General features: G+C 68.9%; 11 protein-coding genes. 3 read left to right on the forward strand and 8 right to left on the reverse strand.

Translation table 11 applies throughout. The features are described 5' to 3' along the window. The first annotated feature begins 41 nt into the window (after positions 1 to 41). Complete coding sequence (locus HHAL_RS12640) at positions 42 to 2,027, forward strand: M1 family metallopeptidase (protein WP_011814230.1); 1,986 nt, start codon at positions 42 to 44, stop codon at positions 2,025 to 2,027. Here the strand turns inward: HHAL_RS12640 and tilS are convergent. The 3 genes from tilS to HHAL_RS07305 form a co-directional block, all read right to left on the reverse strand. Beyond that, entirely contained in the window at positions 2,009 to 3,331 is a 1,323-nt protein-coding gene (gene tilS, locus HHAL_RS07295; RefSeq protein WP_011814231.1) for a tRNA lysidine(34) synthetase TilS, read from the reverse strand. The genes HHAL_RS12640 and tilS overlap by 19 nt on opposite strands. A 5-nt stretch (positions 3,332 to 3,336) precedes the next feature. Beyond that, positions 3,337 to 4,293 (reverse strand): acetyl-CoA carboxylase carboxyltransferase subunit alpha, encoded by a 957-nt coding sequence (locus tag HHAL_RS07300; RefSeq protein WP_011814232.1) that lies wholly within the window; start codon positions 4,291 to 4,293, stop codon positions 3,337 to 3,339. Between the two features lie 105 nt (positions 4,294 to 4,398). After that, positions 4,399 to 4,782 (reverse strand): hypothetical protein, encoded by a 384-nt coding sequence (locus HHAL_RS07305; RefSeq protein ID WP_011814233.1) that lies wholly within the window; start codon positions 4,780 to 4,782, stop codon positions 4,399 to 4,401. A gap of 112 nt (positions 4,783 to 4,894) precedes the next feature. Between HHAL_RS07305 and HHAL_RS07310 the strand changes: the two genes are divergently transcribed. Further along, positions 4,895 to 5,749: a fumarylacetoacetate hydrolase family protein gene (locus HHAL_RS07310; protein WP_041595096.1), complete on the forward strand. Its 855-nt coding sequence runs from the start codon at positions 4,895 to 4,897 to the stop codon at positions 5,747 to 5,749. Between the two features lie 8 nt (positions 5,750 to 5,757). Beyond that, positions 5,758 to 7,854, forward strand: a complete 2,097-nt coding sequence (locus HHAL_RS07315) for a putative bifunctional diguanylate cyclase/phosphodiesterase (RefSeq protein ID WP_011814235.1) — start codon at positions 5,758 to 5,760, stop codon at positions 7,852 to 7,854. A gap of 4 nt (positions 7,855 to 7,858) precedes the next feature. Here the strand turns inward: HHAL_RS07315 and frdD are convergent, their stop codons facing one another. From frdD to HHAL_RS12645, 5 genes are read right to left on the reverse strand one after another with little or no spacing between them, the layout of a single operon-like run. Next, positions 7,859 to 8,209, reverse strand: a complete 351-nt coding sequence (gene frdD / locus HHAL_RS07320; RefSeq protein ID WP_011814236.1) for a fumarate reductase subunit FrdD — start codon at positions 8,207 to 8,209, stop codon at positions 7,859 to 7,861. Beyond that, a complete protein-coding gene (locus HHAL_RS07325) occupies positions 8,206 to 8,604 on the reverse strand; it encodes a fumarate reductase subunit C (protein ID WP_011814237.1) in 399 nt (132 codons plus the stop codon). Before HHAL_RS07325 ends, frdD begins: the two co-directional genes overlap by 4 nt. After that, on the reverse strand, positions 8,601 to 9,365 hold the full coding sequence (locus tag HHAL_RS07330; RefSeq protein WP_011814238.1) for a succinate dehydrogenase/fumarate reductase iron-sulfur subunit: 765 nt from the start codon (positions 9,363 to 9,365) through the stop codon (positions 8,601 to 8,603). The genes HHAL_RS07325 and HHAL_RS07330 overlap by 4 nt, the downstream gene beginning before the upstream one ends. Further along, positions 9,362 to 11,134, reverse strand: a complete 1,773-nt coding sequence (frdA, locus tag HHAL_RS07335; protein WP_011814239.1) for a fumarate reductase (quinol) flavoprotein subunit — start codon at positions 11,132 to 11,134, stop codon at positions 9,362 to 9,364. Before frdA ends, HHAL_RS07330 begins: the two co-directional genes overlap by 4 nt. Positions 11,135 to 11,186: 52 nt before the next feature. After that, positions 11,187 to 12,491 carry a transposase gene (locus tag HHAL_RS12645; RefSeq protein WP_011814240.1) on the reverse strand — a complete coding sequence of 435 codons (1,305 nt, stop codon included), beginning with the start codon at positions 12,489 to 12,491 and terminating at the stop codon, positions 11,187 to 11,189. Between the last annotated feature and the right edge of the window lie 79 nt (positions 12,492 to 12,570).

Below are 12,570 nucleotides of genomic sequence, written 5' to 3' on the forward strand. Positions count from 1 at the left end.
GCTGGGCGACGAAGCCGGGGTGACTGCGCTATGCTCCGGATATGCGCAGGCCTACCCGGATCCTCGCCGCTCTCCTTCTCGCCGCCCTGCCGGCGGCGGCCGTGGCCGCGTGGCCCGACACCCCTCAAGCCGAGATGGACGTTCGGCTGCACCCCGAAGACGGCCGCCTGGAGGGGCGCATGGCCCTGCGATTGCCGGACGAAGAGCCGCTGTCCCTGGCGGTTGGCCCAGGGTTTCGGATCGATCAGACCGAACTGACCGCCGGAAGGGTCGAGACCCTAGGTCAGCGGGGCGTCATCCTGCATCCGGACGAGGCCACCGAAGCCCGGCTGCGCTGGTCCGGCGAACCCGACGGACAGGGCCGGGGCAGCCACCTGCACACCGAGGGGGCCTGGCTCGAGGCGGCAGCCGGCTGGCACCCCCGTCCGGCATCGCGGCGGATGGGCTACCGGCTGATCATCGCTGTGCCCGAGCCGCTCCAAGTGGTCGCCGAGGGGACGCGGGCCGAGGAGCAGAGTGAGGACGGACTGCGCCGCGTCGAATTCCACCACCCGGCACCGGCACTCGGCATCGCCCTGTTCGCCGGCGAGTGGCAGCACCGCACCCGCGAGGCTCGGCACGGGACCGTCCACACCTTCTTCCCGGAGACCCTGGCGGAGCACCACGAGACCTATCTGGAACGCACCGCGGCCTACCTGGACGAGTACAGCGAGTGGATCGGCCCACCCCCACACGAGACCTTCTCGGTGCTGGCCACTCCCTACCCCGTGGGGCTGGCCTTCGCCGGATTCACCGCCCTGGGCGAGCAGGTGATCCCCCTGCCCTTCATCCCGGACACCTCGCTGCCCCACGAGGTCGTCCACAACTGGTGGGGACGCGGCGTCTACACCGACTATGACGACGGCAACTGGAATGAAGCGCTGACCTACTACATGGGCGACTACCACCAGGCCCTGCAGCGGGATATCGACGAGGCCCGCCGCCTGCGTGGTGACTGGTTGCGCAGCCAGGCCGCCCTCCCCGAGGTAGCCGACTACCCGCTGGGCGAGTTCCGGCACAATCGCGGCTCGGCGGATGAGATCGTCGGCTACCAGCGCGGCGCTTCCCTCTTCCACACCCTGCACCGCACCCTGGGGGAGGCGGGCTTCGACGAGGCGATCCGCCGGTTCTATGAGCAGCAAGTCCACCGTGAGGCCGGCTGGCCGGATCTCGAGGCCACCTTCAGCGACGCCGCCGAGGCCGACGACGCTGAGACCGAAACGATCCAGGCGCTCTTCCGGTGGTTCCTTTCAGCCACCGAGCTCCCAGACCTTGAGATGGACGAACGCACGCTGACCGTTGCCCGCGACGGCGACGACCGGTACCGGGTCGAGGTCGAGATCGACTGGGACGAGGAAGGCTATCCGGTCTCCATCCCGGTCGCCCTCAAGGGCGACGAGGGCCGACTGAACGAGCAGGAGATCCACCTGCAGCCCGGAGAGCGCACCCGCATCGAACTCGCCAGCGAAACGCGCCCCCGCTACCTGCAGGCCGACCCCGATCAGCATGTGTACCGACAATTGGCCCTGGGCGAGGGGGTGGCCATCCTACGTGACACCCTACTGGCGGAATCTGTGACCCTGGTCAGCGCCTGGGAAGACCTGGAGGCAACCGCCAACCAGGCTTTGCGCGGCGATGTCGAACCCGGCGAACCCGACCGGGATCGCCCGCTGTTGATCGTGGCGCCCCGAGAGGCCGTCGGCGAACACCTGGAGGCGGCGCAGTCGTGCATCACCGAGCGCATCCGCCCCGTGGACCACGACACCGTCGCCTGGGCCAGCACCACCGGTGGCGGACAACCGCTGATCGTCCTCGCCGCTAAGGATCGAGAGCAGGCGCGCCAGGCGCTGCAGCGTCTGGCGCGCTACGGCCGCCACAGCTACGTCGGTTTCGGCAGTGCCCGCGGCGACGCCGAGACCGGACTCTACGAACCCGCCGATCGCCACGGTCTGCGTCTACCGCTGGCCGATCAGTTCGACGGCGACTGAGCCGCAGGGCGAGACGGCTGCCAGACGATGCGCAACCCCGGCCTGGCCCGTTCACCGGGCGCAATACCGTACCCAGCCACGGCCACGGGGCGGCTGCCCGCGAACAGCAGCGGCACCCGATCGCGCTCCCACGGCGGCACGCCGAGACGCTGGTACAGCCGCTGCAGCCGGCGCCGCGCCGCCACCTCCAGCACCCCGCTGCGAAAGACCACCGTGACCCCGTGCGCCAGCCGCTCGGGATCGATCCCCGCCGGGCTCCACTGCGCGGACAACGCCCCGCCGGCGAGGATCAGCCGCCCCTGCCCGGCCCAGGCCTGCGGGCGCGGCTCGGGATCTGCAGGCGGCGGGACGGCAGCCAACAGGTAGAGCCGCCCCCGATAGCGCCGGATGCACCCATCCGTCCACCGCAACTCCGGCTGGGCATCCGGGCCCGACTCGATCAGCGCCTGCACGCCGGCGGCCAAGCGGCGCCCCGGTGGCGGGCGATAGCCAGAGCAGACCAACCAGTGCCGTACCACCGCCTGACGCTGATACGGCATGAGGCGCCGCAGCTCCGCCACCGCGGGGCGGCCATCGGCGGCACGCGCCGTCGCCAGATCACGGTCCAGATACCCGCCCAGCAGGGCCTGATCCGCTTGCAACGAGGCCACTGCCGACTGCAGGTGTCCGGTGGCATCCGGCCAACGTGCAGCGAGCACCGGCAGCACCCGCTCGCGCAGATAGACCCGGTCATGGGCGGGATCTCGGTTGGCCGGATCCTCGATCCAGTCCAGGGACCGGGACTGCAGGTAGGCGGTCAGCGCCGTGCGCGGCACCTCCAGCAGGGGACGCACCAGCCGGCCCCGTCCCAGCGGCCGCCAGGCCGGCATGGCACAGAGACCGTGCAACCCCCCACCGCGCAGCGCCCGGAGCAGAAAGGTCTCCGCCTGATCATCAGCGTGGTGGGCCAGAACCAGGCAGTCCCCCGCGGCCAAGAGCTCGCCGAAGGCTCGATAGCGAGCCTCGCGGGCCGCAGCCTCCAGCCCCTGACCGGCCGACGGCGGAACCACCACGCGGCGACACTCCAGCCCCACCCCGAGGCGCTCGCAGACGCTCTCACACGCCTCGGCCCAGCGGGCCGATTCGGGATGCAGACCGTGATCGATGTGGACAGCGGCTAAGGGGGCCGGAAGCCGGTCGCGAACCTCGGCAAGGGCATGCAGCAAAGCGGTGGAGTCCCGCCCGCCGCTGAACGCGACGCGGTAAGCCGCGGCCGCGGGCGCCAGGCCCAGCAATCGAGCCACCAGCACCCGGCGGTCCAGCACGGCCGTTACCCCTGGGGCTGGCCGATCGCGGCAAGGCGCTGGTGGCGGTCCGCCACCAGTTCATCCGGGCTCATCTGGCCGACCCGCGCCCACTCCTCGCGGAGCGCCTCGCGCAGCGTCTCGGCCATGGCTTCGTAATCGCGGTGGGCACCGCCCAGCGGCTCGGGGATGACGCGATCGACGATGCCCAGGTCGTGGAGCCGTTCGGCCGCCATCTGCATCGCCTCGGCGGCATCGGCGGCCCGCTCCGAACTCTTCCACAGGATTGAGGCGCACCCCTCGGGCGAGATCACCGAATAGACCGAGTAGCGCAGCATCAGCAGCCGGTTGCCGACACTGATTGCCAGCGCCCCGCCCGATCCGCCCTCACCCACCACCGTGCAGATCACCGGCACGCGCAGTTGGGCCATCTCGGCAAGATTGCGGGCGATAGCTTCGCTCTGTCCGCGCTCCTCGGCCCCGACCCCGGGATAGGCGCCCGGCGTATCGATGAAGGTGAAGATCGGCAGCCCGAAGCGCTCGGCCATGCGCATCAGCCGCAGCGCCTTGCGGTACCCCTCGGGACGGGGCATACCGAAGTTGCGGCGCACCTTCTCCTTGGTATCCCGCCCCTTCTGTTGCCCGATAACCATCACCGGCCGCCCGTCGAAACGGGCCACGCCGCCGGCGATCGCGGCATCGTCCGCGTAGGCCCGATCCCCGTGCAACTCCTGGAAATCGGTGAAGATGCGCTCGATGTAGTCGAAGAGGTAGGGGCGCTCGGGGTGACGGGCCAGCTGCACGATCTGCCAGGCGCTCAGCGAGGAGAAGATCTTCTCCGTCAGCGAGCGGCTCTTGGCCTCGAGGCGCTGGATCTCCTCGTTGATGTTGACCTCGGAATCCTGGCCGACGTTGCGCAGCTCTTCGATCTTGGCCTCAAGTTCGGCGATCGGCTGCTCAAAATCCAGAAAGTTCTTGGTCATGAGCTCCCCGTTGACCTCTCGGATGGGCGGGCGAATACCGCAGGCAGCCTGCGTGCTGGCCGTACCTTACCAGAAGCGAAACCCCTGTGGGGACGGCGGGTTGGCCTACCCGAGCCGCTGTCGATAAACACGGAACAACTGGCCCGGACCCGGACGCCCGCGAGTGGTGACGATCAGCGTCTCGCGCTCGGCCAGGTGGGCGCCGCACTCACGCACCAGGGTCTGATAGACCGAATGGGCAACGCCATCTCCCTCCAGCGCCAGCAGATCCGCCTCCGGAATGCGCACCTCGACCCGGCATCCGGCGGTGCTGGTCAACGCCAGCACATATTCGGGCTGCTCGTCACCTTCCGCAGGCGGGCGCTCGGCCACACCATCGGCGCCAGCATCCAGCGGCGCCAGGAGCGGATCGGCGAAGACTGCAGCCACTCGCCGAATGGCCTCAAGCACCCGCCGTTCCAGGGGGCCATCGCCAGCGTGATCGTGCATCTACACCCCTCCTCCGATGGCCCCGAGTGCACCACCGTCGACGCACGGCGCCATTTGCGGGACAATGGCGATTGGCAGGCCCGATCGCAACCCCACACGCGGAAACGGCACCATGCGCATCACCACCGTCCGTCATCAAGGCGTTTCCCGGATCGCCGTTCACGAGCAGGGCGACCGCTGGGCGGTATCCCCCACTCCCGGGGATCTGGGTGAACACCTATGCGCCGGCACCGTCCCCGAAGCCGGCTACGACTGGCCACGGGTCACCGCCGAGGCCCTGACCTTCCTCGCGCCTCTGCCACACCCACCGCGCAATGTGATCTGCCTCGGGCTGAACTACGCCGACCACGCCCGGGAATCCCAGCAGGCCAAGGGCGATGAGCTCGCCCTGCCCGAAGCCCCGGTGGTCTTCACCAAGGCAACAACCAGTGTCGCCGGTCCCTACGACGATTTCATCCTCGACCCGTCCGTCACCAGCGAGCTGGACTGGGAGGTGGAGCTCGCGGTCGTCATAGGCCGGGGCGGACGACACATCCGCGAACAGGACGCCCTTCAGCACGTCTTCGGCTACACCGTCGTCAACGACCTCTCCGCGCGGGACCTGCAGTTCCGACACAAGCAGTTCTTCCTCGGCAAATCGGTGGACGGCAGCTGCCCGATGGGGCCCTGGATCACCACCGCCAATGCGGTGCCGAACCCCCACAACCTCGCCCTCTCCTGCCGGATCAACGACACCACCGAGCAACAGTCGCACACCGGCGAGATGGTCTTCTCCATCCCCAGGATCATCGCCGAGCTGTCACGGGTCATGACCCTGATCCCGGGGGATATCATCGCCACCGGCACCCCCGCCGGCGTCGGCTTTGCGCGCACGCCGCCCCGCTTCCTGCAGGCCGGCGATATCGTGACCTCCGAGGTCGAGGGACTCGGTACGCTGCGTAATCGCATTGTGGCACCGGATTCGTGAGCTGAGCCGTGAAAGACGACTTGGCCTCCCCCACCACCTCCACCCGGGCACTGTCGAGCAGTCTGACGCAGACCCTCTTCCTACAGAGCGAAGACGGTATGCTGGTGCTGCGCGATGGCCATTTCGTCGCCTGCAACCCGGCAGCCGCCCGCATGCTCGGCTGGGACGATCCGCAGCAGTTGATCGGGCTGCGCCCGGAGGCTATCTCCCCCCAAATACAGCCGGACGGCGCGTCGGCAGCGGATCGGGTCCAAAGCCTGCTTCGTGCCGCAGTGAGCGAGGGCGCACAACGCTTCGAGTGGATCCACACCTCCCCGGAGGGCGGGCGACTGTGGTTCGAAATCGTGCTCACTCCCCTGCACCTGGACGACGAGACCCTGTGCTGCGCGACACTGCGTGACATCTCCCGGCGCAAGGAGATGGAGCGGCGGCTGCAGCTCTCTGCCAAGGTCTTCACCGCTACGCGCGACGGGATCCTGATCACCGACGCCGACAGCCGCATCCTCCAGGTTAACGACGCCTTCACGCGGATCACCGGCTACGCCGAGGAAGAACTGCTCGGACGGACGCCCCGGGTGTTGCAGTCGGGCCACCACGACGCAGACTTCTACCGGGTCATGTGGGAGTCCATCCACCAGCAAGGCAGCTGGTCCGGGGAGCTGTGGGACCGCACCAAGTACGGGACGCTGCAGCCGAAATGGGTCACCATCAGCAAGGTCACCGGCGCCTACGGCGAGGTCATCAACTTCATCGCGGTCTTCAGCGACCTGACCGAGCTCAAGCGCTCCCAGGAGCGGTTGCAGTTCCAGGCCTACCACGACGCGCTCACCGGACTGGCCAACCGGCTCCTGTTCAAGGACCGCATGGCACGCGCCCTGGAACGTTCCCGCCAGTCCGAAGAGCAGCTGGCCGTGCTGTTCATCGATCTGGATCACTTCAAGGACGTCAACGACAGCCTGGGCCATACCGCCGGCGATCGCATCCTCCGTCAGGTCGCCCACCGACTCCAGGCACGCCTGGGTGCCGACGACACCCTAGCCCGTCTCGGTGGCGACGAGTTCAGCATCTGCCTGGCCGAGATCCGCGACCACCGTGATGCCCTGGCCTGCGCTGAAACGGTCCACCAGGAGCTGGAGCGGCCCTTCCAGTACAGCCAACGCTGGTTCCAATGCCGATGCAGCATCGGAATCAGCATGTATCCCGACAACGGCGAAACCGTGGAAGAGCTGATCCGCAACGCCGACTCGGCGCTGCACAACGCGAAGGCGGAGGGCCGCAATACCACGTGCTTTTATGCCGAGGAGCTGACCGAGCGGGCCCAGCGCCGGCTGGACCTTGCCCAGGAGATGCGCCAGGGGCTCCAGCGGGGCGAGCTGATCCCCTATTTCCAGCATCAGGTCGACCTGACCACCGGCCGCGTCGTCGGCATCGAGGCCTTGGTGCGCTGGCACCACCCCGAACGGGGGCTGCTGACCCCCGGCGCCTTTATCCCCGTGGCCGAGGAGGTCGGAACCATGGCCGCCCTCGGCGAGGACATCCTGCTGCAGGCGTGTCAGCAAGGCCGCACCTGGCTGGACCAGCGGCGCGAATTCGGCCGGGTGGCTGTCAACCTGTCCGCCGCCCAGTTCCACAACGGCGACATCGAGAAGACCGTCCGGCGCACCCTGGAGCAGACAGGCCTGCCGGCCCAGTGCCTGGAACTGGAGATCACCGAATCGACCATCATGGACCTCAGCCCCCGCACCCTGGAGCGACTGGCCGCTCTGCGCCGGGCGGGGGTATCGTTGAGCATCGATGACTTCGGGACCGGCTACTCGTCCCTGCTCTATCTCAAGCGCCTACCGATCAACCGGGTCAAGATCGACCGCGGCTTCATCTGGGACATGGGGACGACGCCGGAATCCCGCTCCATCGTCGATACCATCCTGCAGCTGGCCCACGTGCTCGGCCTGGAGGTCGTGGCCGAAGGGGTGGAGACCATCCAGCAACGCGATCAGCTGATCGACGCCGGGTGCCGGGTCGCCCAGGGTTTCCTGTGGGCGCGCCCGGAGCCCCATCCCCACCTGCGCTGCTGCAGCGCGCAAGCGTCCAATGATCCGCCGTAGCCCACTACAGGGTGAGGACGGCGCCCACGGCGACCAGCGCCGCGGCGCCGGCGCTGCCGTAACACGCCCACCAGGTACCCCGTCCGGCCCGGACCCCGAGGTCGCGCAGGGTGTGGTAGATCCGGTGGGCCGCGTGGCAGAGCACCACCCCGAGCCCCAGAGCCACCGCCAGACCCACCACCGGCCGGGCCAGCAGTTCCCGCATCGACTGGTAGCCCAGCAGCTCGACCCCATGCTCCGCGGCGACGGGCATCACGATGCCGGTCAACAGGATCAGTGCCGGACCAAGCAGCGCCGCCAGCAGCCCCCCGGCGCCGAAGAGCAGCCACAGCGGCGGTTCGTGGGAACGTCTCATCCAGCCCCTCCGAGGATGTAAAGGCAGACGCCACCCGAGAGGACGGCCGAGAGCACCCAGCCGCCCCATACCAGCATTCGGTCCGTGGGCCGGTAGCCGCGCCAGCGCAGGACCGGCAACGTCAGGGGCAGCAGCCGAAACCAGGTGACGGCGTGGAAGATAGCAGCCAGCAGCGCGGCCAGGTGCAGACCGAACAGCCAGGGATGGCCGTGCAGTGCCCGCCACCCCTCGTAGGCTGCTTCTCCGGCAGCCAGGCACAGCACCCCGATCAGCAGCCAGATCGCGTAGAGGGCTAGAAGAACGCTGCTCCCTTCCCGCAACAGGTAGCGGCGGTAGGCCGGGTGCCGCTGCCACCAGCCGCGCATGGTCGGGCGGTAAGCGTGCGGCCGACTCATTCCGAGCCCTCCCGCTTGCGGCCGCCCGGGCGCAGCCAGTCGAGCAGATAGCGAGCGCTGCTCGCGGGCTTGTTCTGATTGATCGCGCGCGCCGGGTCGACCCCCTTGGGACAGACCTCGGAACAGTAGCCAACCAGGGTGCACCCCCAGACACCCTCCTCGGCATCGACTACCCCCTCTCGGGCCCGACTACCCCCATCCCGATGATCCAGGTTGTACCGCTGCACCAGCGCCAGGATCCCGGGTCCCAGGAAGTCTGGGTGCCAGCCGTACTGCGGGCAAGCAGCGTAGCAGAGCAGACAGTTGATGCACTGCGCGTAGGCGTAGTAGTCCGACATCTCCTCGGGCGTCTGCCGGTAAGTCCCGTCAGCGGGGGTCCGGTCGTCAGCCGGGATCAGGTAAGCGCGGGCCGTCTCCAGCTTCTCGAGGAAGTCGGTGTGGTCGATGACCAGGTCCCGCTGAATGGGGAAATGGTCCAGTGCCGTCACGCGCACCGGCCCCGGCGCGTAATCACGGAGGAAGACGTGGCAGGCCAGCTCAGGCTCGCCGTCGATCATGCAGCCACAGCTTCCGCAGATCGCCATGCGACACGACCAGCGGAAGGTCAGGGTGCCATCCAGATGGTCCTTGATGTACTGCAGGCCCTCGAGAACGGACATATCCGGCGTATACGGCACGGTGTAACGCTGCCAGCGCGGGGCGGCATCCTGCTCCGGGTGGTAGCGTTGCACTTCGAGGGTGATGTGCTGCCACTCGCTCACGACCGGCCCTCCCCTTCGGCCCCATAGGCCCGTCGCCGCGGCTCGGAACGGGTAATGGTTACCGGCGCGTGATCGATCACCGGCCCAGTCTCACCACCCGGGTAAGCAAGGGTGTGGACCAGGAAGCGTTCGTCATCCCGCTCGGTATGGGCGTCATCGCGCACATGGGCGCCACGGGACTCCCTGCGCGCCCGTGCCGACCAGGCCATCGCCTCGGCGACCTGAAGGCTGTCACGGAACTCCATGGCTGTCAGCCACTCGGTGTTGAACGGCCGGCTGCGGTCGTCCAGCCGAATCCCGCGGGCCGCGCGCTCGCGGAGCACCGCGAGGGCATGGCAGGCCTGTTCCAGCCCCGTCTCGTTGCGGAAGATCCCGACGCCCTGCTCCATGGCCTGGTGGAGTCCCGCGCGCAGCACGGCCAGCCGCTCGCCACCGTCGTTGTCCAGCAACGCGAGCCGTGGGGCCAACGCCTCGGCGGCCAACCGCTCCACCACGCGATGGGGCCGCCGTGTTGCCGTGCGGGCACGCCGGGCGGCTGCCTGCCCGGCTGCCCGACCGAAGACCAGGAGTTCGGCGAGCGAATTCGACCCGAGGCGATTGGCGCCATGGATGCCGGTGCTGGCGCACTCTCCGGCCGCGAACAACCCCGGAAGCGGGGCCGCGCCGTCGGCGTCCGTGGGGATCCCCCCCATGGTGTAGTGGACCGCAGGACGCACCGGGATCGGGGCCCGGACCGGATCCACCCCGGCATAGCGGCGAGCCACTTCGGTGATCATCGGCAGGCGTTCCAGGATGCGCGCCTCGCCCAGGTGGCGCAGATCGAGCTGCACGACCGTGCCCTGGGGCGTGGAGACCGTGCGACCCGCGCGATCCTCGTACCAGAAGGCCTGGGAGAGCCGATCCCGCGGGCCCAGCTCCATCGCCTTCGGGCGTGGCCAAGGCTCGGTCGGACCGAGACCGTAATCCTGCAGGTAGCGACGACCATCGCAGTTGGTGAGGATACCGCCCTCACCGCGGCACCCTTCGGTGATCAGGATACCGCTGCCCGGCAGCGTGGTGGGATGCCACTGCACGAACTCCATATCGCGCAGGGGAACCCCTTGGGCGTGCGCCATGGCCATGCCCTCGCCGGTCACGATCCCGGCATTGGTGTTCTGCCCGTAGACCCGCCCGGCCCCGCCAGTGGCTAGAACCACCGCCGGGGCGCCAAAGCGCACCGGCCGTCCGCTGGCGATCTCCAGCGCCAGCACCCCGCAGACCTCGCCATCATCCACCAGCAGGTCGGAGCAGAAGTACTCGTCGTAGCGCTGGATGCTCGGATAACGCAGCGAGGTCTGAAAGAGCGTATGCAGCATATGGAACCCGGTCTTATCGGCCGCATACCAGCTGCGCTGGGTCGTCATGCCGCCGAAGAACCGGACGTGGACCCGGCCATCCTCCTGCCGACTCCAGGGGCACCCCCACTGCTCGAGCTGGACCATCTCGGCGGTGCACTCGGCGACGAAGCGCTCGACCACATCCTGATCGCAGAGCCAGTCGCCACCGGCCACGGTGTCGTTGAAGTGACCCTCCAGACTGTCGTCCTCGCGGGCCACGCCGGCAGCCCCACCCTCCGCCGCCACCGTATGGCTGCGCATGGGCACCACCTTGGAGACCAGGGCGATGCGCAGCCCGGGATCCTGTTCCGCCGCGGCGATGGCGGCGCGCAGCCCGGCACCGCCCCCGCCAACGACAACCAGGTCGCAATCGATCGATTCTATCGTCTCCAACGCACCTCCTGCGCTCCCGGACCCGCTCGGCTGTCACCCGCCACGGGCCGAATCACTCTAGGTCCAGCGCCGCCATCTGCACCTTGCCGAGCATCGTATCGGCCTGCCGCCGTTCGGCGTCGGCCTCTTCGGTACCAAGTTCCTCGGCCAGCTCGGTGAAGAGCTCCGCCAGTTGTTCGAAGTACGGCAGGGCGGCCTCGGCTCCGTCGGCAGCAAGTACCGCCATCGCCAGGCGCTCCTGGGCCACCCCTAGGGCCCGACGGGCCTGCGGCGTATCGTGCTGCTCGGCGAGAGCCTCGCGGACCTCGAGGGCATGGCGGTAGGTCTCAACCGTCTCGGCCAGCCCTTCCACCGCCTCCTGCACGGCGCCATAGCGCTCCAGGGCCAGCGCCCAGTCCTGGTAGGCGTCCGCGCTCTGCCGCTCGCGGACGATGTCCTCACGCAGTTCAACCACCTGCTGATAGTAGGGTAGCGCCGCCTCGGGCCCTTTCTCGACCAGCACCACCTGGCCGTACCGACCGAGCGCCACGCTCCAGTCCCGCAGCGACTGGGCCGTGGCATGCTCGGTGGCCAGGGCCTCGGCCAGATCGCACCACGCCTCGTAGCAGGGCCGGGCGGCACCCGCTCCGTCGACCTCGAAGATGGCATCACCGAAGCGCTCCAGGGTAATGCCCCAATCGCGCCGCGCAGCATCCCCTCCGACCCCGGCACTGATCGCCGCATCGAGGAGATCGAGCGCCTCCTGATAGAGCGGCAGTGCCGCCTCGGGGCCCTCCGAGTCGTACACCGCGTCTCCCCGGTCGGCACGCTCGAGGCCGATCTCGAGCAGCTCCTCCGGATCCATCTCCGCGTCGGCTGCGCCCTCCGCTTCATCCGCGGGATCGCGCTGCTCATCGACGACGACCTCGGGCTCGGGTTCGACGATCACCTCGCCGGTGACCGAAGGGAGGGCCTCCTCAGGTTGTTCGGCCTCGATGGACTCCGCTGTCGCCCCTCCGGCATCGGCCTCCGGCGCCGGGCTCTCCAGGACCCGCTTGCCCGCGAGCCGGCGCCCCTTGCTACTCCCCGGCTTACCCCGGGTCTTCGCCGCGCCCCCCTGCTCCCCGGAACGGCCCGAGGACGCCGAGGCGCCTGTGGCTCCTCCACGCTTTTTCCCTGCCTTGCCGGCGCGGCCCGTGCTGGCGCTTCCGCTGCCTCGCTCGCTGGCCTCTTGTCGGTCCTCCTGATACCAGCGGCGGATCGTCTTGGCCGCTGGCTCGTAGGTGCGCGCCAGTTCCTGCGGTGTGTGTCCCGCCTCGACCAGTTCGACCAGCTTGCGCCGAAGTTCCGGCGAGTATTTCGGGCGACCCTCAGCCATGCAATGCTTTCCTCCGGATCATGCGGATACGGCGAGTCCGTCGACGGGGTTACTCCAGCCCGTTTTCCCGGACGGGTCA

This window comes from Halorhodospira halophila SL1, from assembly GCF_000015585.1.
In the GTDB taxonomy this organism is placed as follows: domain Bacteria; phylum Pseudomonadota; class Gammaproteobacteria; order Nitrococcales; family Halorhodospiraceae; genus Halorhodospira; species Halorhodospira halophila.